15 protein-coding genes and 1 tRNA gene are annotated in these 20,614 nt (G+C 71.1%); 5 read left to right on the top strand and 11 right to left on the bottom strand.

What is annotated here, in order from left to right; translation table 11 throughout:
* Positions 1–26 precede the first annotated feature (26 nt).
* From thrB to argS, 5 genes are read right to left on the bottom strand one after another with little or no spacing between them, the layout of a single operon-like run.
* Positions 27–950, bottom strand: coding sequence for a homoserine kinase (gene thrB / locus JJ683_RS05625; RefSeq protein ID WP_200172026.1), 924 nt, complete (start codon positions 948–950; stop codon positions 27–29).
* Between the two features lie 35 nt (positions 951–985).
* The gene (gene thrC / locus JJ683_RS05620; RefSeq protein ID WP_200172024.1) at positions 986–2,068 is read right to left on the bottom strand and encodes a threonine synthase; all 1,083 of its coding nucleotides are present in this window, start codon (positions 2,066–2,068) and stop codon (positions 986–988) included.
* Positions 2,065–3,378, bottom strand: a complete 1,314-nt coding sequence (locus JJ683_RS05615; RefSeq protein ID WP_200172022.1) for a homoserine dehydrogenase — start codon at positions 3,376–3,378, stop codon at positions 2,065–2,067. The genes thrC and JJ683_RS05615 overlap by 4 nt, the downstream gene beginning before the upstream one ends.
* Before the next feature lie 3 nt (positions 3,379–3,381).
* Positions 3,382–4,797, bottom strand: a complete 1,416-nt coding sequence (gene lysA / locus JJ683_RS05610) for a diaminopimelate decarboxylase (RefSeq protein WP_200172020.1) — start codon at positions 4,795–4,797, stop codon at positions 3,382–3,384.
* On the bottom strand, positions 4,794–6,446 hold the full coding sequence (gene argS, locus JJ683_RS05605) for an arginine--tRNA ligase (RefSeq protein ID WP_200172019.1): 1,653 nt from the start codon (positions 6,444–6,446) through the stop codon (positions 4,794–4,796). Before argS ends, lysA begins: the two co-directional genes overlap by 4 nt.
* A gap of 184 nt (positions 6,447–6,630) precedes the next feature.
* Between argS and JJ683_RS05600 the strand changes: the two genes are divergently transcribed.
* Together JJ683_RS05600 and JJ683_RS19610 are read left to right on the top strand one after the other, a co-directional pair.
* Positions 6,631–6,702: transfer RNA gene (locus tag JJ683_RS05600), tRNA-Arg, on the top strand.
* 159 nt (positions 6,703–6,861) lie between these two features.
* Complete coding sequence (locus tag JJ683_RS19610) at positions 6,862–7,677, top strand: phosphatase PAP2 family protein (protein WP_200172017.1); 816 nt, start codon at positions 6,862–6,864, stop codon at positions 7,675–7,677.
* A gap of 11 nt (positions 7,678–7,688) precedes the next feature.
* Here JJ683_RS19610 and JJ683_RS05590 read toward each other — a convergent pair whose 3' ends face one another.
* From JJ683_RS05590 to JJ683_RS05565, 6 genes are all read right to left on the bottom strand, one after another.
* Entirely contained in the window at positions 7,689–8,774 is a 1,086-nt protein-coding gene (locus tag JJ683_RS05590; RefSeq protein ID WP_200172014.1) for an MBL fold metallo-hydrolase, read from the bottom strand.
* Between the two features lie 208 nt (positions 8,775–8,982).
* Positions 8,983–9,729 carry an SWIM zinc finger family protein gene (locus tag JJ683_RS05585; RefSeq protein ID WP_200172012.1) on the bottom strand — a complete coding sequence of 249 codons (747 nt, stop codon included), beginning with the start codon at positions 9,727–9,729 and terminating at the stop codon, positions 8,983–8,985.
* Positions 9,726–12,668: a DEAD/DEAH box helicase gene (locus tag JJ683_RS05580; RefSeq protein ID WP_307810705.1), complete on the bottom strand. Its 2,943-nt coding sequence runs from the start codon at positions 12,666–12,668 to the stop codon at positions 9,726–9,728. The genes JJ683_RS05585 and JJ683_RS05580 overlap by 4 nt, the downstream gene beginning before the upstream one ends.
* A complete protein-coding gene (locus JJ683_RS05575; RefSeq protein ID WP_200172010.1) occupies positions 12,665–14,290 on the bottom strand; it encodes a VWA domain-containing protein in 1,626 nt (541 codons plus the stop codon). Before JJ683_RS05575 ends, JJ683_RS05580 begins: the two co-directional genes overlap by 4 nt.
* A 139-nt stretch (positions 14,291–14,429) precedes the next feature.
* Complete coding sequence (locus tag JJ683_RS05570) at positions 14,430–16,025, bottom strand: MFS transporter (RefSeq protein ID WP_207279971.1); 1,596 nt, start codon at positions 16,023–16,025, stop codon at positions 14,430–14,432.
* Between the two features lie 15 nt (positions 16,026–16,040).
* Positions 16,041–16,643: an MTB12 C-terminal domain-containing protein gene (locus JJ683_RS05565; protein ID WP_200172008.1), complete on the bottom strand. Its 603-nt coding sequence runs from the start codon at positions 16,641–16,643 to the stop codon at positions 16,041–16,043.
* A gap of 422 nt (positions 16,644–17,065) precedes the next feature.
* Between JJ683_RS05565 and JJ683_RS05560 the strand changes: the two genes are divergently transcribed.
* From JJ683_RS05560 to JJ683_RS05550, 3 genes are read left to right on the top strand one after another with little or no spacing between them, the layout of a single operon-like run.
* Entirely contained in the window at positions 17,066–18,190 is a 1,125-nt protein-coding gene (locus tag JJ683_RS05560) for a thiamine pyrophosphate-dependent enzyme (RefSeq protein ID WP_372435248.1), read from the top strand.
* A gap of 53 nt (positions 18,191–18,243) precedes the next feature.
* Positions 18,244–19,218, top strand: a complete 975-nt coding sequence (locus tag JJ683_RS05555) for an alpha-ketoacid dehydrogenase subunit beta (protein WP_242474442.1) — start codon at positions 18,244–18,246, stop codon at positions 19,216–19,218.
* On the top strand, positions 19,215–20,561 hold the full coding sequence (locus tag JJ683_RS05550) for a dihydrolipoamide acetyltransferase family protein (protein WP_200172004.1): 1,347 nt from the start codon (positions 19,215–19,217) through the stop codon (positions 20,559–20,561). Before JJ683_RS05555 ends, JJ683_RS05550 begins: the two co-directional genes overlap by 4 nt.
* Positions 20,562–20,614: the final 53 nt, after the last annotated feature.

Here is a 20,614-nt window from a genome sequence, read left to right as displayed (position 1 = left end):
CGGGGCCGCTGCGGTATCCGGCTCCGTCAGACGCGGCCTGCCCCCCGTGCGACGCCGACGGACCGCATCGTCATTCCGAGAGCGCGCGCAGTCTCCTGCTCGGCCGCACCCGGATCCGCAGTGCTCAGCGCGAGCACCGTGGGGCCGGCCCCGGAGATCGCCGCGGCGATTCCGCGCTCGCGCAGTGCCGCCACCAGCCGTGCCGACTCCGGCATCGCCTTGGCCCGGTACGGCTGGTGCAGGAGATCCTCCGTGCCCTCCAACAGCAGGTCCGGACGCTGCGTCAACGCCACCACCATGAGCGCGGACCGCCCCGCGTTGAATGCAGCGGCCGTGTGCGGCACCTGTTCCGGTAGCAAGCCCCTCGCCGCGGACGTCGATGAACGGGCCGTGGGCACGAACACGTGCGCGCGGATATCCGCATGCACCGCCAGCGGCGCGGTCGAATAGCGACGGTCCGGGCCGCAATGGTCCGACCACGACACCGCGGCGCCACCGTATATGCAGGCCGCAGCGTTGTCCGGATGCCCCTCGAACCCGGACGCCAACTGCAGAAGCTGATCGTTCGTCAGCCGGTGCTCCGGAAATGATTCCGTGACGAGTTCGTTGGCGGCCACCAGCCCGCCGACGACGGCGGCGGCCGACGAACCCAGGCCCCGTGAATGCGGGATCGCGTTGCGGCAGGCGACGCGGAGCCCGGTCGCCCAGACGCCGGCCGCATCGAGTCCGCGTTCGACCGCCCGGACGACAAGGTGCGAGGAGCTCAGCGACACCTCGCCCGCCCCCTCGCCCGCAACGTCCACGTCGAGGCCGGAGCCGGTGGTGGAGACGTCGATGAGGTCGTGGATGCCCAGCGCGAGGCCCAGCGAGTCGAACCCCGGTCCGAGATTGGCGCTGGACGCGGGCACCTGCACCCGTGCCCGCACCCCCTCCGGGAGAACCTCGGTCATCGCATGTCCCTCGATCGTCTGCGCGGTCCGCGTCATCAGGCCAGGTCCAGCGCGGCGGCCACCGCGACGGGATCGACGCCGATCGGCTTGACCTCGGGCATGCCCAGCAGGGCCGTGTCGGGATCCTTGAGCCCGTTGCCGGTCACCGTGCACACCAGGGTCTGCCCGCGCTTGAGCCATCCGTCCTCGGCCGCCGCCAGCACGCCGGCGACGCTCGCTGCGGACGCGGGTTCGACGAACACGCCCTCGCGGCCGGCGATGAAGCGGTACGCGGCCAGGATCTCCTCGTCCGTGGCTGCACGGAACTGCCCGTCGGACTCCTCCTTGGCCGTCACCGCGCCGTTCCACGAGGCCGGGGCGCCGATGCGGATGGCGGTGGCGATGGTCTCGGGGTTCTTCACCGGCGCACCGGACACCAGCGGCGCGGCGCCGGAGGCCTGCACTCCCAGCATCCGCGGGCGCTTTCCGGTGACACCGTCAGCGTGGTACTCGCTGTAGCCGCGCCAGTACGCGGTGATGTTGCCGGCATTGCCGACCGGCAGCGCGTGGATGTCCGGCGCGTCGCCCAGCACGTCGCAGATCTCGAAGGCGGCGGTCTTCTGCCCCTCGATGCGCACCGGGTTCACCGAATTGACCAGGCCGATGCTCGGGAACTCGGTGGTGGTCTTGCGTGCCAATTCGAGGCAGTCGTCGAAGTTGCCGTCCACCTGGATGATCTTGGCGCCGTGCATGACCGCCTGCGCGAGCTTGCCCATCGCGATCTTCCCGGACGGCACCAGCACCGCGCAGGTCATCCCCGCGCGGGTGGCGTATGCGGCGGCGGACGCCGAGGTGTTGCCGGTCGACGCGCACAGCACCGCACGCTGCCCCCGGGCGCGCGCGTCGGTGACCGCCATCGTCATCCCGCGGTCCTTGAACGACCCGGTGGGATTGAGGCCCTCGACCTTGAGGTATGCGCGGCAGCCGGTGGCCTCCGACAGGTGCGGTGCCGGCACGAGCGGTGTCCCGCCCTCGAACAGGGTTACCGGATCCCATCCGTCCCCGATGGCCAGGCGGTCACGGTAGGCCGCGATCAGGCCGGGCCAGGCGCGGTGGACGGGGTTGTGCGGAATGCTCATTCTCCGGTGCCTTCCATTCTCAGCACGCTCGTGACAGCGTTGACGTACTCCAGGTTCTCCAGCGCGGCCACGGTGTCACGAAGCGCGGACTCGAGCGCCATGTGGGTGACGACGACGAGCGACGCACCGACCTCGGTGTCCTCCTGCCGCACCACCGAGATGCTCACGTCGTGCTTGGAGAACTCCGCCGCCACAGCGGAGAGCACGCCGACCCTGTCGGTGACCTCCATGAACACGTGGTAACGGGTGGGTGTGTCCCCCATCGGGCCGATGCGCAATCCGGCGTACGTGGACTCGTCCGGGCCTTTGCCACCATGCACCTTGTTGCGCGCAGCGCTGACGAGGTCTCCCAGTACCGAGGAGGCGGTGGGCCCACCGCCCGCCCCCTGTCCGTAGAACATGAGCCTGCCGGCCGCTTCCGCCTCGACGACGACGGCGTTGAACGCCCCGTCCACGTTGGCGAGCGGGTGCGTCAACGGCACGAGCGCGGGATACACCCGGGCGGACACCCAGTCCTCGCCGTCCGCGACGTCGGGCCGCCCGGGGACGCGCTCGCACATGGCGAGCAGCTTCACGGTGCACCCCACCGCACGGGCGGAGGCCAGATCCGCGGCAGTGATGGCGGAGATCCCCTCGCGGTACACATCGGCCGCGGTGACACGGGTGTGGAAGGCCAGAGACGCCAGGATCGCCGCCTTGGCCGCCGCGTCGTAGCCTTCCACGTCGGCCGTGGGGTCGGCCTCCGCGTATCCCAGACGGCTCGCGTCCGCAAGCGAATCGGAGTAGTCGGCGCCTGTGGCGTCCATCGCCGAAAGGATGTAGTTGGTCGTGCCGTTGACGATTCCGACGACGCGGTCGACGCGGTCCCCGGCGAGCGACTGCATAAGCGGCCGCACCACCGGGATCGCGCCGGCGACGGCGGCCTCGAAGTACAGGTCGACGTCCGCGTCCTTGGCCGCCGACGCGAGTTCGCCCGTGTAGTCGGCCAGCAGCGCCTTGTTCGCGGTGACCACCGACTTGCCGGATTGCAACGCGGTGAGGATGAGGGTCCGCACCGGTTCGATGCCGCCTATCACCTCGACGACGATGTCGACGTCGTCGCGTTCGACCAGCGCCTGCGCGTCGGTGGTGAGCAGGTCCTCCGGCACGCCGCGGTCGGACCCGATGCTGCGCACGGCGATGCCGCGCAGCACCAGAGGCGCGCCGACCCGCGCCTCGAAGTCCGCCGAGGCGGACCGCAGGATGCGCACGACCTCGCCGCCGACATTGCCGAGACCGAGTACCGCCACGCCGATTTCCCGGTGGGCCATCAGTTAAACCTCCAAGCTGAGCAGGTCGTCCACGGTTTCCCGGCGCAGGATCAGCCGCGCCGCACCGCCGCGTACAGCCACCACCGCAGGGCGGGTGATCAAGTTGTACCGGCTGGACATCGAATAACAGTAAGCGCCCGTCGCCGCGACACCGAGCAGGTCACCGGGGGTGAGGTCCTCCGGCAGCCACGCGTTGCGCACCACGACGTCCCCGGACTCGCAGTGTTTGCCCACGACCCGGGAGACGGCGGACTCGGCCGTCGAAGCACGCGAAACCAGGCGCACGTCGTACTCTGCGTCGTACAGGGCGGTGCGGATGTTGTCGCTCATGCCGCCGTCGACGCTGATGTAGCGGCGTTGCAGACCGGAACCGACCGTGACCGGCTTGACCGTCCCGACCTCGTACAGCGTAACCGTACCCGGCCCCGCGATCGCCCGGCCCGGCTCGACGGTGAGACGAGGGGCGGGGACGCCGGCCGCAGCGGCCTCCGACGCGATGATCCCCGTCAGCTTGGCGGCGAGCTCGGCCACCGGCGGCGGGTTCTCAGCCGGCGTATAGGCGATGCCCAGGCCGCCGCCCAGGTCGACGGTGTCGAGCCCGCGGGTGCGCTCCACACCGAACTCCGCAACGATCCTGCCGAGCAGCCCGATCACCCGGTGCGCGGCCAGCTCGAACCCGTCGATCTCGAAGATCTGCGAACCGATGTGGCTGTGCAGCCCGACCAGGCGGAGGCTCCCCGACGCGAACACCGCACGCACTGCGGCCATCGCGTCCCCCGAGGACAGCGAGAACCCGAACTTCTGATCCTCATGGGCGGTGGCGATGAACTCGTGCGTATGCGCCTCCACGCCCACGGTCACGCGCACCAGTACGTCCTGCACAACGCCCGCCTGCGCCGCCACGTCGTCGAGCCGTGCGATCTCCTGCATCGAATCGACGACTATGTGCCCGACGCCGGCCTCGACCGCCAGCGCAAGCTCCTGCACGGATTTGTTGTTGCCGTGCATGGCGATACGGTCCGCCGGAAAGCCTCCGTGCAGGGCCACGGCCAGTTCGCCGCCGGAGGCGACGTCCAGCGACAACCCCTCGTCGCCCACCCAGCGGGCGATCTCCGCGGACAGGAACGCCTTCGATGCGTAGTGCACATTCGCGGCACCGCCGAACGCCGAGGCCATCTCCCTGCAGCGGCCCCGGAAGTCGTCCTCATCGACGACGAACAGCGGGGTGCCGAACTCGGCCGCGAGCCCCGTCACCGGGACCCCCGCGAGCCGGACCTCGCCGTCCTCCCCGCGCGCGCAGCCGCGCGGCCATACCTTCTCCGGAATCCGCGCGGCCTCCTCCGGGTTCGGGGGACGTTCGGGCAGCCCGTCCGCGTGTGCTGGTTCCACGTGTCCCTCTCCGGCCGGGTGCGCGTTCACATCTTCTCCGGGGCCGTCACGCCGAGCAGTCCGAGCCCGTTGGCCACCACCTGCCGGGCCGCGCCGCACAGTGCCAGGCGGGCCGCGTGCACGTCCGTCGCCTCCTCGTCGCCGCGCGGCAGCACGCGGCACGAGTCGTAGAAGCGGTGGTAGGTGCCGGCCAGCTCCTCGAGATAGCGCGCCACGCGGTGCGGCTCACGCAGCTCCGCGGCGGTGGCGACCACGCGCGGGAACTCGCCGATCGTGCGGATCAGGTCGCCTTCGCGGGGATGGTCGAGCAGGCCCGGCCGCGCACCGTCCGCGGTGACGCCGAGGTCGGCCGCATTGCGCGCCAGCGAGCACAGGCGCGCGTGCGCATACTGCACGTAGTAGACCGGATTGTCGCTGCTACTGCTCGCCCACAGCTCCAGGTCGATGTCGATGGATTGGTCGACGGACGAGCGGATGAGCGCGTAGCGGGCCGCGTCGACGCCGATGGCCTCGACGAGGTCGTCAAGCGTGATCACCGTGCCCGCGCGCTTGCTCATCTTCACCGCCGCGCCGTCACGGACGAGGTTGACCATCTGGCCGATCAGCACTTCGACCGTCGACGGGTCGTCGCCGAACGCCGCGGCCACCGCCTTGAGCCGGCCGACGTATCCGTGATGATCGGCGCCGAGCATGTAGATGCACAGGTCGAATCCGCGGGCCCGCTTGTCCCGCAGGTAGGCGATGTCACCGGCGATGTAGGCCGCATGGCCGTCGCTTTTGATGACGACGCGGTCCTTGTCGTCGCCGAAGTAGCTGCTGCGCAGCCACCAGGCGCCGTCCGCCTCGTAGAGGTTCCCGGACTCCTTCAGTTCCCCGACCGAGCGATCCACGGCTCCCGATTCGAACAGCGAGTTCTCATGGAAGAAGACGTCGAACTGCGTGCCGAACTCCGACAAGGTGCGCTTGATGTGCGCGAACATCAGCTCGACGCCGATCGTGCGGAACACCTCGGCCCGTTCCGCTTCCGGTAGCCCCAGCGCGTCGGGGCGGCGCTCGAGCACATCGCCCGCGATCTGGGAGATGTACTGCCCTGCGTAGCCGTTTTCGGGCGTCGGCGCGCCGGTGGCCGCCGCGACGAGCGAATCGGTGAACCGGTCGATCTGCGAACCGTGGTCGTTGAAGTAGTATTCGCGGGTGACCTCGGCCCCCTGGGCGGCGAGAACGCGTCCGAGGGCGTCGCCCACCGCAGCCCACCGGGTACCGCCGAGGTGGATCGGACCGGTGGGGTTGGCCGAGACGAACTCCAGATTGATCCGGCTGCCCGCCAGTGCACGGTCCGTGCCATAGTCGGCCTGCTGCTCGAGCACGCGCTCCACGATCGCACCCTGCGCGGCGGCCCCGAGCCGGATGTTGATGAACCCGGGCCCGGCGATCTCGGCTGCTGCGATCCCGTCGGCGGCGCCGAGTTCCGCGACGATCGACTCGGCCAGCGCACGCGGCGGGCGGCCGACCTTCTTGGCGATCTGCATGGCGATGTTGCTGGCGTAGTCGCCATGCTCCGGATTGCGGGGACGCTCCACCGACAGGGTCTCGGGGACGACGGACACGTCCAGGCCGGCGGCGGCGAGGACCTTCAGCGTGGTGGCGCGGACGAGTTCTGCGAGATCGGCGGGAGTCACAGGCACCCATCCTATTGCCTGGCCGCCGCGGTGCGGCATCCGCCACCGTTCCGCATCGCAGCGCCGCCCGCGCCCGGCACGACCGCACCGCAGCACGCCCCGTCGGCCCGCCGGTTTTCGGATCCGGCAGGCGATGCGCTAGTGTCGTTCCTGCCGAACGGCACGCCTGACTTCTCGTCGGCGCGCCCCCGTAGCTCAGGGGATAGAGCACCGCCCTCCGGAGGCGGGTGCGCAGGTTCGAATCCTGCCGGGGGCACCTTGGCGGCTATGCGCTCCATAGTGCGCACCACGCCGAACCCGCGACCGGGCCGGAGGGACAGCCAATGTCTTCCCGGCCCGTTCTCTTTTCCCACCCCGGCGTGCGGCCCACCCCCGCCGGCCGACTCCGACGCGCGAGAACGTGCAGAATCGTCGTGTGCCAGTAGATACCCGCAGCATCTGCTCTCTGCCGAAGGTCCGCGCGTGGCCGGCGGTCGCCCTGGCCCTGCTGGCCGCCGCGCTCGTCCTCGGCGTCGTCGTCACGGAGACCGACGCGCTCACCGCCCGCGACGACGCCATCTCCGGCGGTCTGCACGCGCTGGACTCGGGGTGGGTCCACACTTCGGTGTCGATCGTCGCTGTCGGATTCTCGTCCGTCACAGGTCTGGCTGTGCTCTGCGTGTGGGCCGCTGCCCTCGTCCTGCGCGGCCGAAGGCTCGCGGCGCTGGCCACCGTCCTCACCGTCAGCGTCGGGTGGGGGGGCGTAATGGTGCTCAAGTACGTCTTCGACCGCCCGCGCCCGCTCTTCGACGCGGCCGACGGGCCCTCATATCCCAGCGGCCACACCGCGCTCGCCGTGTCCGTCGTCTTCGCCGCGTTCTTCCTGGCCCGGCGCACCGATCGGCGCGACACCATCGCGACTGCGGGCGTGCTGCTGGTGCTGCTGGTGATGTTCGCCCGCGTCATCGCGGGCGCCCACTATCTCACCGACACGGTCGGCGCGGTGTTCGCCGCGTCGGCGGCGATCGTCGCGTTCTGCGGAGTCTGGAACGCGGCGATCCCCCGCGTACTCCGTCGGCATCCGGCTCTCGCCGGGCCCGGCGAGGTCGTTGCGCCGCGCGCACCCCGCCCGGTCCCACCCGTCCCGGCCGGCACCGGCGCGACGCACTGCCGCCCCCGGAAGGTCCCCGGCGGTGCAGCCCCCGCGGACAGCGAGGGTGCTGCCGCGGGGGCTGTCACGCAGGACGGGTGAGGCGGTCTGGATCAAGCCCCGCCGGCGATCGCGAACCGGACCGGGTCGGATGCCGGCAGCTGCACGACGCGCCCGTCTCCGACGAGGTACCGCAGGTGTGCCGCGGCCTCGGAGAGCGCCATCTGCTTGCCCATCACCGGAAGCTCGTTCCATGGCCGGTACCACTGCATCCGCGCAGCGATCTGCCACAACGTCAGCGCGCCGTTCTCGAGATCGCGGCACAGGTCGTCCAGCCGCTCCTCGTGATGCGCGAGCAGCTGCGCGGAACGTCCGGCCAGATCGGCGATCGGGGTCCCGTGCGCGCCGAATGCGCGGGTGATCCCCATCGCCGCGATCCTGCGCTGCGACTGCATGAACTCGTCCAGCGCGTCGCGTTCTTCGAGGGGGAAGACGAAGTTGCCCACGTGCGGCGTCGTCTTCTGCAGGACGTGATCCCCGGTGAACACCATGTCGGCGGAGTCGAGGGCGAAGCACACGTGCCCGGGGGTGTGGCCGGGGGTCCACACGGTGCGCAGCGTCCTGCCCGCCAGCGGGATCTTCTCGTCGTCCGCCAGCAGCCGATCCGGCCGGGACGCGCGTGTGGTGGGCGGCGTCATCTCCGAGCCCTCCCGGAACGCGGCGAGGTCCTCCTCCGACGCGCCGGCCGCCCGCAGGTTCGCCGTCTGCTCGTCCAGCCAGGCCGCGTCGCGGCTTCCGGTCATCAGGTCGAATGTGTGGAAGTCGCTGTCGTGCATCGCAATCCATGCGCCCGACGCCTCCCGCACCCGGCCACACAGCCCCGTGTGGTCCGGGTGGAAGTGTGTGAGGACGACGCCCTCGATGTCGGCCATGGCGTGGCCGGTCGCCTCGACGGCCGAGGTGAGCCCCGCCCACGACTGTTCGCCGTCCCAGCCCGCGTCCACCAGGATCAGGCCGCCGGGCGATTCCATCGCATAGACCAGGGTGGCCTTGAGCGGATTCGGGAACGGGACCGCGAGCTGCCACACCCCGTCGCCCAGGTCCACCGCCCCGGTGTCCGCGCCCCCGGCCTGTCGAGGGCCGTCCTCACGCACCGGGTCCTGGCCTGCGCCTGCGTTTGTATCCTGCCCTGCCTGCATCAACGCCACCTCGTGTCCTCATCGCCCCGTTCCGGGCCTCGTCGAAGGGCCTCACGCTGCCGGGTTCCCGAAGCCGAGTGCCGGGATCCGGGTGCTTCGCCCGCATCCGCTCATGCCATTGTGACCACAACCCCACGCCGAACGAGCAGGCAGGGTCCCACATACCGGAACGGCCGTCCCGACAAGCGCGACAGCACCCCGGTAGCCCTCAGTCGGCCATGAACCTCCGGTACAGCCCGCGCAGGTCCCGTTCGGCGTGCGACGTGTCCGGATCCCACAAGCGCAGAACGGCACGCAGACGCGAAGTGTCCAGCCGGTCGATCGCGGGCCCGGCGCCCGCATCGGGTCCCGGCATCGGCGGCAGGCTTCCGCGCACCGCGAACGGGTCGCCGCCGACGCGGGCGGGCTCCTCGTCCGTCGCCGTGGCGACCGCTTCGACCAGCGAATCCACCGCCAGTCCGCGCCAGGCGAGGATCTGCAACGGACGCACACCGACCTCTTGCGCGGTGAGCAGCAGCAGTGCCGCGCCGTGTTTGCATGGCCAGCTGTAGTCGGGGCAGGTGCAGTCGAAGTCGAGGTCCGCGGAATCCGCCGGCAGCAGCCTTTCCGCCAGCGACTCCGGCACCTCCCCCGACGCCAGAGCGGTGAGGATACCCGGCTCCGCACGCACCTGCGCGACGATCTCCGCGCGGTCGTAGCCGTCCAGCTCCCGTACTGCGCACACCGTCTCGAACGGGTCCGGTTGCGAGCCCTGCACCACACCCCGCACGGCACCGGGGGTGACCCGCAGCGAGAGCACCTGGCCCGAGCGCGCCACCCGGCGGCCACTGCGCAAGGCGTCGGCCTCGATGATGCGCTCGAGCACGCGTGCAAGCCGCCCGCCCCAGCCTGTGCCGCCGTCGGCGAAGCGCAGCACCAGTCCCGGTCCGCGCGGAGATGTGCGACGTGAGCTCATTCCCCCTGCGCCTCCTCACCCAGTGCCACCAGTATGTGCAACGCCTTGTCGTCGAGCTCGGTGACCCACGACTCGCCGCCGCGCACGCTCAGTTCGGCCAGCTCGCTCTTGCCCGCCAGGAGCTCGTCGATGCGTTCTTCCAGCGTTCCGACCGCCACCAGCTTGCGCACCTGCACGTCGCGGGTCTGCCCGATGCGGAACGCCCTGTCGGTGGCCTGATCCTCCACCGCCGGATTCCACCACCGGTCCAGATGCACGACGTGGTTGGCCGCAGTGAGATTGAGCCCGGTGCCGCCCGCTTTGAGCGAGAGCACCATCACCTGCGGGCCACCGGAGGCCTGGAACGCGGCGATCATGCCTTCCCGGGCCCCGCGGGCGACGCCGCCGTGCAGTACCGGCACCTCGTCGAGACCGAAGCGGTCGGCGAGCCATGGGCCCACCATCATGGCGAACTCGCGGAATTGCGTGAAGAGCAGGATCTTTTCACCGTCCGCCAGCACATCGCCCACGACATCCTCCACCAGGGCCAGCTTGCCGCTGCGATGTCTGCCGTGCCGCATCAGCGCGGATCCGTCGCCCAGATAGTGCGCGGGATGATTGCACACCTGTTTGAGGTGCAGCAACGCCGTGAGCACCGCGCCGCGGCGCGCCATCCCCTGCGCGCCGTCCAGCTTCTCCTCCAGGTCGTCGAGCACCGCCCGATAGAGCGTCGCCTGCTCCGCCGTCAGGTTCACGCGTACCGTCATCTCCTGTTTGTCCGGCAGGTCGGCGACGACGGCGCGGTCCGTTTTGACGCGCCGGAGCACGAACGGCGCCGTCACCGCGCGCAGCCGGGCGAGGGCGTGCGGGTCGCGTTCGGTCTCTATCGGCACCGTGAACGCGGCGCGGAACTTGGCCGCGCTCCCGAGCATCCCGGGGTTGACGAAGTCCAGGATCGCCCGCAGCTCGGAGAGCCGGTTCTCGACGGGCGTACCCGTCAGCGCCAGCCGATGACGCGCCTGGAGTTTACGCGCGGCCCGCGCCTGCGCAGTGCGCTCGTTCTTGATGTGCTGGGCCTCGTCGAGCACCACCCGCTCGAACCGCAACGCGCGCAGCTCCTCGACATCCCGCGCGAGAAGCGCATAGGTGGTGAGCACCAGGTCCGACGCGTCGAGGCGCGCGGCCAGGTCGTCGCCGCGCGGGCGCGCGGCCCCGTGGTGCACGTGGACCCGCAGACCGGGCGCGAAACGCGCCGCCTCACGTTCCCAGTTGCCGACCACGGACATCGGGCAGACCACCAAAGTGGGGCGGTGCGCCCCGCGCTCCCGTGCGCGCACTTCCAGCGCAAGCACCTGGACGGTCTTGCCGAGCCCCATGTCGTCGGCGAGCATCCCACCCAGTCCCAGGTCGGCCATGTACGACATCCACGCGAGCCCGCGCAGCTGATAGTCGCGCAGCTGCGCCGCCAGGCCGGCCGGCGCCGGCACCGCCCGGTCCGCCGCGGACTCCTCGCCGAAGAGAGCCTTGACCCACCCTGTCGCGGAGACAGCGCCGAGCGGCACCGGCGGCGGGTCCGTGGCCAGAGTGCGCAGCAGCGCGGCGAGCGTCGCGGGATCCGCCCGCCGGGCGGACAGGTAGCGCGCGGCGTCATGCAGCGCCGCGCCGTCCGCCCGCACCCATTCACCGCGCAGCTTGACCAGGTCGGAATTCCGGCGCGCCAGTTCGTCGAGCTCGCCGGGCCGCAGCACCGTGTCGCCCAGCGCCACCTCCATGTCGAATTCGACCAGGTGGTCCAGTCCAGTCCGTGCCTCGCCGGGCGCGGCGGGCACGTCCGGCGACGACACCCGGACCCGCACCGTGGGCTCGACCACCCGCCACGCCCGCGGGAGCAGCACCGTGATCGACGCGGAGGACAACGCCTGTGCTCCGTGCTGCACCAGGTCCGAGACGGCGGCCTCCGGCATGAGCATGTCCAGCGAATCCCGGTCCCGGGGAAGCTCGCGCAGCAACGGGTATACGCGCATCGCCTCCTCCAGCGCGCCGATGCACACCCGCACCGACTCGCGATCCGCCTGCGTCAACGACAGTGGCACCGGGGCCCGGTCCTCGCTGCGCACACAGACCTGGAGGCGCCAGAGGTCGCCCCCGTCGACGGCCGATGCACGCTCCCCGCAGCCGGGGGCCGACGGGACGGTGCCGAAGTCGCCGGCGCTGCAGTCCCCCGCGCCGTGGTCACCCGCGACGTCGGCGGCCTCCGCGGGCTCGAGCAGCCGCAGCACCAGCTGCAATCCGCCGGAGCGCGCCCCCTCCTGCCATGCCGCGACCCGGCCGGCCGCGGCGGCCCCGTGCTCTGCCACCGGATCACCCGCCACGAGCGCCGCCAGCAGCGGGTGCGACGGCGGATCCGGCGGCTCCCCGCCGGCCGCGAGGCGGCGACGCACCACCGCGTCCGTCATCGCCGCGGTGAAGTCGTCGAACGCCGAGGCCGGCTCGGCGCCCGGTCCTTGCACGGCCGACGGCATGGCGGCGGCCCACTGCGCACGCCAGGCCCGCTGTGCCGCACCCCACTCCAGCGCCCACCGGGGCCACCATTCGTCGTCGACCCGCCGCAGGTCCGCCACCACCTGGCCCGCGGCCGCCCACCGGTCGATCCCGGCCACCACCGCGGCCAGATACCCCAGGTCCTCCCCCGTCTCCGCGGGGCGCACCGGAGCAGACTCCGTCCCGAGCGCAGTGAGGAAGTCCGCGGCCGCTGCGGGCGCGAAGCCGAGCGCCTCGTAGCCGGACCCGGCCTCCTCCTGCCACGGCATCCGCACACGGTGGCGCGGCGAACGGCGCCCCAGTGCGCGCGCGAGGAACCGCACGCGCCCCGGCTCGGCGCTCCACACGAGCAGTCCCGCGCCTTCCTCCCACCGCGCGTGCAGCCCGGGGGGGACGGCCGCGGGCTGTGCGGGCGTCACTTTCCGCGCTGTGCGATCGCCTGCGCGAACACCTGCGGAATGTCCGCCGGGTCGCGGGCAAGGTAGCTTGACCCTCCGGTGGCGGCGGAGATCTCCTGGAGCACCTCCGCGTCCGCATCATCCGTGATGCCGATCGTGATGATGAGCACGGGGCGCGCCGGATCCGATTCCTGGCGCAGCTGCTGCAGAAGCTGCTCCTTCGTCAGGCTCACCGGGTCTTCGTTCTCGCCGTCGGTGAGCACGATGACCGAGTTGACCGCGTTGGGGTCATAGGTGGACTGGACCTGACGATATGCGGCGCTGATCGTGTCGTAGAGTCCGGTGCCGCCGCCGACGAGGCCGCCCAGTTCGTCCACCGCCGCGCTCACCGCCTCGCGCTGCGTACCGGCGCCGGTCTGCGCATCCAGCCTCTCGATGGGCACGAGTTCCTTGTAGTCGCGCTGCGGCCCGTCCAAGTTGAGGGAGAAAGCCCACACGCCGAGCTGGGTGTTGTCCGGGAACAGACTCTCACCGATGCGCGCCGCCTTCTGCGTGAGCTGCATGCGGCTGTTCTCCTCGTCCGCGACGTAGGACATCGATCCGGACACGTCGAACAGGACCAGGCTGCGCACCGGCACCGCAAGCACGTTCCACTTCTTCAGCGCTGCCTCCGCCGCGGCGGGATCCGGAATCGTCAACACCGGCACGCCGCCGACGCCCGCACCGCCCGGCAGCGGCGCACCGTCCACGCGGAAGCCCGCGGAGGTGAGCGCATCCCGGCCGGCGTCCGAGTCGAGTACCGCCGCGAGGTCCGCCGCGCTCTCGGCCGCATCGACCTTCGCATCGCCGCGCGCCGTCACCACCAGCGGGTAGTCCATCATCACGGTGCCGGCGTCCGGCACCGCCGCCTGGTAGCCGCGGCCGAGCTGCACGACCTGCTGCTCGGTCACCACCGCGGGCCCCTCGCCGGAGTGGAGGATGTCCTCCGGCTCGGCGGCCCCGTCGGACACCGTCTGCGCGTCGGCGCTCAGCTGCATGCTCTGCGTCTGTGCCGCGGCGACCATGGCCTGCTCGGCCGCCGTCTGATCGGTGCCCGAGGCCTGCTGTTCGGCCGCAGCCGCGAGGATCGGGGCCTCCGCCACCGCGCTGGCCTGGGGATTGCCCAGTCTGATACCCGGGGTGCGCAGCACGTCGGTCCAGGTGCGGGCGGCGGGGACCGCGCCCGTGGCGGCCGCGACCACCACCGGAGAGGTGGCTACGGACGGGGTGTCGATGTCGACGGGCAGGTCCGCCGCCTGATTGACCTTGGTGACCCAGCGGGTGGACTCCGGAATCCACAACTGCGGGATGTCGATTCCGTGCAGCAACGCGTTCATCGTGGTGGCGGACTCGCGCGCCTTCACCTGGAACTCCGTGCAACCGCGGTCCGCCGCGGGCACCGCGGCGACGGCCTGCTGCACCGCCGGCGCCAGGGCCGCGTCGACGTCCACAGTGACGGCGGTCGTCGATGAGCACCCGCTGCCGCGGACGACTTGGAAGACGACGATACCGGCGACGACCACCACGATGGCGATCACCGCCAGCGCGGCGTACCGCAGCACACCCCCTGAGTTGTTGGCAGCCTGGTGCCGACCCCCGGCCATTGATCGTCCTTCCGCGCACGGCACCGGCCCCGACCCGGCCGGACCGCCGATGTGCTCGCTTCATCGTCGGTCGTGTCCCGGGCGGCCCCGCGACCCGGCAACATACTAGCGACAGGACGTCGGCGGCACGTCACCTCGGTCACGTGTCGCGCCGGCCGGGACAGCCGATCACAGCCCTGCCCTCCCGCGCGCGCTGACGGAACACCCCGGCGAGCACCACGAGCGCGGCCAAAAAGATCAGCAGCCCGGACACGAGCAGTGCGATGTCGAGACCGGCATGGAATGCGTTATAGGTGGCCTGGATCACCTTGACCACGATCGATCCGTAGGTCTGCTCGTAATCGCCGGCGCCCCCGGCCCCCTGCGGCACCTTGCCGGTCTCGATCCCGTTGATGATGATCGAGTCGAAGGTGGGCGGTATGCCCAGCTCACGCAGCCTCGACTTGAGCCCGCTCGTGAGGTTGGCGTTCACAAGCCCGCCGAGCGCCGCCACGCCGATCACCGCGCCCACTTGGCGCATCGTGTTGGTCGCCGCCGCCGCCATCCCGGAATGCTCACCCGGGACGCCCGAGAGTACCGCGGAGGTCAGCGGCACCACGGCGATGCCGAAGCCGACGCCGGCGACCATCAACGACAACGCCAGCACCGTGAAATCGGCGTCCTGGTGCAACAGCGGGCGGGTCAGGAGAATCCCTCCGCCGGCCAGAACACAGCCGACGATCATCGGGATGCTCGGCATCGATCGCGACACCCACACGCCGGCGAGCAGGGAGCCGAGAACGATCGCGACCGCCATCGGCGCGAACACCGCGGCCGTGCGCCACGCCGAGTATCCGACCACCTCCTGCAGGTACAGCGCGGTGAAAAAGAAGATCGAGAAGATGCCGAAGTAGATGGTGAACGCCACCGTCAACGCACTGCCCACGATGGGTATCCGCAGGTAGCGAAAATCGAACATCGGGTTGTCCGCGCGCAGCTCGACGACGATGAACCCTGCCAGCGCCACCGCGCCCACGGCGAAGAGCGTCAACACGTTGCCGGCGAAGTAGCCGACCTCCTGGCCCGCGATACCCGCGTAGATGACGCACGCGAGGAACGTCGAACCGAGCACGAAGCCGGGCAGGTCGACCCGACCATGCTGGCGGTCCCTGCTGTCCGGAACCCACAGGACCGCCGCCACCACCAGGGCGATGCCCAGGATCACGTTGAACCAGAAGATGGCGCGCCACGAGAACGCGCCGACCAGGACGCCGCCCACCACCGGCCCGAGCGCGAGCGCCACACCCGACACCGCGGCCCACACGCCGATGGCCTTCGCCCGCGCGTGCTCCTCGGGGAACACGTGCCGGATCACCGACAGCGTCCCCGGCTCGGACCCCGCCGCGCCGACCCCCATCACCGCGCGGCCGACGATGAGCAGCGTCACGGTGGGGGCCGTCGCGGCGATCAGCGAACCGATGCAGAACACGACCATCCCCGCGACCATGACCCGCTTGCGCCCGAGCCTGTCGCCCAACGTCCCCGCCGTGAGCATGAGGCTCGCGAACACCAGCGTGTAGGCGTTGACCACCCACTGCAGTGAGATGACCCCGGCATGCAGATCGGACTGCACGTCGCCGAGCGCCACGGAGACGATCGTCGTGTCGATGAAGGTCAGGAACAGGACAGCGCACACAGTGCCGAGTGCGACGCGTTGCGACCGCGTCGCGCCGGCCGCCGCGGTGCCCGTGGACAACGCCGACCCCTCTGGTCAGCTCGTCGGGGTGGCCGGGGTGCCCGCCTCAGCGGAGGCACCGCCCCGCGCCCCGCACTCCGCCGGGGGCGTGCCGCCGTTCTCCAGAGTGAGCAACCCGCAGAACGAGGACGCGGACACCTTCCACTTGCCGTCGACCTTCACCGCGTAGCCGGTCTGGTCCGGCAGCACAGGCTTTTCGTCCATCAGGATCGTGTAGACCACCGACGCGCGGCCAGGGCTGACCAGGCTCATCTCGCTCACGGTGACGGACGTCGATTCGGCCAGTCCGGAGGAGGACTGAGCGTTGATCGTCTTCGCGAAGCGGTCGGGATCCTCGATGACACCCAGCTTGGTCTGCGCGTCCGACTTGCCGGAGAAGAACGTCTCATACGCCGACGTGATGTCGCTCTGCTCCTGCTGTGTCAGGCCGCTCGCATCGACGGCCCCCGCCCCCGTCGTCTGCTGCACCGTCGCGGTGGACGGCGAGGTGGTGGTGGCTCCGGAGTCCCCGGAACTGCCACAACCCGCCAGCATGAGGGCCACGGCTGCGCACAGGCCGACGGCCGCGCCCGCGGACCGGACGGCGTTTCCGCGTGGACGAATGCAGAGAATGCTCATGATGCGCCTTTCCAGCGAAACGGTGGCGGTTAAGCGGCGGTTAAGCGGCGGTTCGGCGACAGTCCGGTGGAGACCGCTCCGCCTGCGGACTCCGGAGTGATCGCCGACAATCGGTGAGCTGGATCTCATCGTAGGACTATTACCGGCCGGCCGTACCCGAAACCTCCTGGATCCGGCCCATATCGGCGAATCGGTGTGCGCAGAGCGCAAAACGGGGCATCCTGGAGGCAGGACGCGCGCACGGCGCACAGCCCAACCGGGAGGGGCGCCGGCAGCGGAGATTCCGCGTGCTGCCCCGACCGGGGTGGGCGCGGTGCCGACGCGGCGCGGGTCACCAGGAGGCAGTCTCCCGCCCCGGAAGACCTCCGGACGGGCACGAGGAGGCGACTATGACCACCGAATGCACCGATCTCTCCGGCCCATTGCCCACGTCGAGCGTGATGGCACCGGAGGCCGGGAGCACCGCCGCCCCTGCCCTGAAGGACCGGCTCAGGGACATTCTCGACGACCATGAGGCCTTGCTGGGGCTCTACCGCGACCTGGCGGTTCTGCGCCGCATCGACGAGCAGTGCCTCGCGTTGGCACGCCAGGGCGCGCTCGCACTGTGGGCGCCGATCGTCGGCCAGGAGGCCGTGCTCGTGGGCGCCGCACGGGCGGCGGACCGTCACGACCACCTGTTCATCAGCTACCGCGAATCGCTCATGGCCCACCTGCGTGGCGTCCCCCCGGAGCAGGTGCTCCCTATGTGGCGCGGAAGCGCCCTGGGAGGCTGGGACCCGGCCGAGTACGGGATCACCAACCCGGCGATCATCGTGGGGGCGCACGGGCTGCACGCCACCGGTTACGCGATGGCGGCCGCGCTCGACGGCTCCCAGGACCGGGCGATCGCGTTCTTCGGCGACGGCGCGACGAGCCAGGGCGACCTGAACGAGGCACTCAACTTCGCCGCCACGACCACGGCGCCGGTGGTGTTCTTCTGCACCAACAACCAGTTCGCCATCAGCGTCCCCATCGCACAGCAGACCGCCGTGCAGCCCGCGCAACGCGCACACGGTTTCGGCATCCCCTCGCTGCGCGTCGACGGCAACGACGTGCTCGCCGTCCTCGCCGCCACCCGCACGGCCACCGCGCACGTGCAAGCGGGCGGCGGGCCGTACTTCGTCGAAGCGGTCACCTACCGGCTCGGCCCGCACACCACGAACGACGACCCCACCCGGTACAGGTCCGCCGCAGAGCTGGAGGCGTGGCGTGCCCGCGACCCGGTCGAGCGCATGCGCGGGTTCCTCGCGGATTCCGGACTGATCACCGAATCGGATGCGGACGTGGTGCGCAGCGCCGCCGACGACGCGGCACAGCGCTACCGCACGGCGTGCGCGGAACTCCCGGAGCCCGATGCGGCGGGGATCTTCGAGCACGTCTACGCGGCGCCGCATCCGCTGATCGTCGAGGAGCGCCACGCCTACGCCGACTACCTCGCTTCCCTCGGCGGGGCCGCCGCCACGGCCGTCCCCGCCGGCCCGTCGACCGGCAAGGAGGTCCCGCGATGAGCACCGCGAATGTTCGAGACGCCGCCCCCGATGCGGGCAGCACCGTCACACGCATGGCGCTGGCGCCCGCCATCGGAGCGGGCCTGCGCCGTGCGCTCGAGGACGACGACCGGGTTGTGATCATGGGCGAGGACGTGGGCCGGCTCGGCGGCGTGTTCCGCGTCACCGACGGCCTGCAGAAGGACTTCGGCGAACGGCGCGTGATCGACACGCCGCTCGCCGAGTCCGGCATCGTCGGCACCGCCTTCGGGATGGCGCTGCGCGGCAAGCGGCCGGTGTGCGAGATCCAGTTCGACGGATTCGTCTACCCCGCATTCGATCAGATCGTCACGCAGGTGGCGAAGATCCACAACCGCACGCGCGGCCTCGTGCGCATGCCGCTCACGATCCGCATCCCGTTCGGCGGCGGGATCGGCGCCGTGGAACACCATTCGGAATCCCCGGAGGCCTACTTCGCCCACACCGCCGGGATCCGGGTCGTCAGCCCCTCCACCCCGTCGGACGGATACTGGATGACCCGACAGGCGATCGCCGCACCCGATCCGGTCATCGTCTTCGAGCCCAAGCGGCGGTACTGGGAGAAGGCGCCGGTGAACTTCAGCACCGCTCCACCCGAACCGCTCGGCGGCGCACGCCTGACGGCCTTCGGGAACGGCGACGCCACGGCGACCATCGTCACCTACGGAGCCCTCGTGACCACGGCCGTCGAGGCCGCGGAGACCGCCGCCTCCGAGTGCGGCGTGGAGATCGTCGACCTGCGTTCTCTCTCGCCCATCGACTTCGACACGATCGAAGCGTCGGTGCAGCGCACAGGGCGGCTGGTGGTGGCGCACGAGGCGCCCGTGTTCATGGGGCTCGGGGCGGAGATCGCCGCGCGCATCACCGAGCGCTGCTTTTATCGGCTGGAGGCGCCCGTGGCGCGCGTCGGCGGATTCCACACCCCGTACCCTGCGGCCCGCGCCGAATCGCACTATGTCCCCGGCGTCGACCGCATCCTCGACGCCCTCGATCAGGTGTTGGCGCAATGAGCACGCCCACGGAATTCCTGCTGCCGGACCTCGGTGAGGGGCTCACCGAGGCGGAACTGCTGTCGTGGTCGGTGGCCGTCGGCGACACCGTGGAGCTGGACCAGCAGTTGTGCGAGGTGGAGACGGCCAAGGCGGTGGTCGAGTTGCCCGCACCGTTCGCGGGGACCGTCGCCGCGCTGCACGCCGAGCCCGGCGCAACCGTCGTCGTCGGCGAACCGCTCGTCTCGATCGACACCGACACCGACACCGACACCGACACCGACACCGCAGAGCGTCACGCCGTTGAAAGCCCCGGCGCAACAGAGGTCCCGGTCCCTGACGGCTCCGGCACCGCAAAGGACCCAGCCGCCGTCGAGCCCGCGCCGCCCACGCTCGTCGGATCCGGCCCCCTGCCGCACCGGCCGGGCCGCACGGGGTGGCGCCGCCGCTCGCACCGACCCCCGGCCACGGCATCCTGGACGGATCACGAAGTCGGTCCCCGCGCGAAGCCGGCCGCCCGCAAGGCCGCCCGCGAGCTCGGCGTCGACCTCACCGCAGTCCGCCCAGCATGCGACGACGGCGTCATCACCGAGACCGACGTCGCGCGTCACGCCGGCGGCGGGAACGACGGAAGCCGCACCCCGGCAGACGCGTTCCGCAGGGCGACAGCCGAGGCGGTCACCGCGAGCGCACGCGCGATCCCGCACGCGTCCGCGTTCCGTACTGTCGACGTCACCACCGCGATGGTCCTACTGCGGCGGCTGCGCGGCGACGACACCGACACTGATACGGGCACGGACACGGACACGGACACCGCAGCCGACTACCGCGACGCGCGGCTCACCCCCCTCACGCTCGTCGCCAAGGCGGTGCTCGTGGCGCTCGACCGGCACCCGCTCGTCAACGCGTCCTGGGATGAGGCGGAAGCAGAGATCGTCGAGCATCTTCACGTGAACCTCGGGATCGCGGTCGCCGGGCCGCGGGGCCTGACCGTCCCGCACGTCCCCGCCGCGGACTCCCTGGGGCTGGCCGGACTCGCGGCGTCGATCGACGAGCTCGTCACCGGGGCACGGACCGGCCGCACCCCTCCGGCACGACTGCGCGGAGGGACTTTCACCATCACCAACATCGGCGTGTTCGGGCTCGAAGCCGGCACCGCTCTGATCTATCCCGGGGAGGCGGCGATCCTGTCGCTCGGCGCGGTCGCGCGCAGGCCGTGGGTGTGCGACGACGCGCTCGTCGTCCGTGACGTCGTCACGCTCGGGTTGTCCTTCGACCACCGGCTCATCGACGGCGCACTGGCAGGGCGGTTCCTGGCCACCGTCGCCGGAACCCTCGAGAATCCGCTGCGCCTGGCGGGCTGAGCGTCACAGAGGCAGAATCGGTCGCCGGGGCGGATGTTCCGGTGCCCGGACAT

It is taken from the genome of Tomitella cavernea (assembly GCF_016599145.1).
Classification (GTDB): Bacteria; Actinomycetota; Actinomycetes; order Mycobacteriales; family Mycobacteriaceae; genus Tomitella; species Tomitella cavernae.
This window is presented reverse-complemented; position numbering and strand designations above follow the sequence as displayed.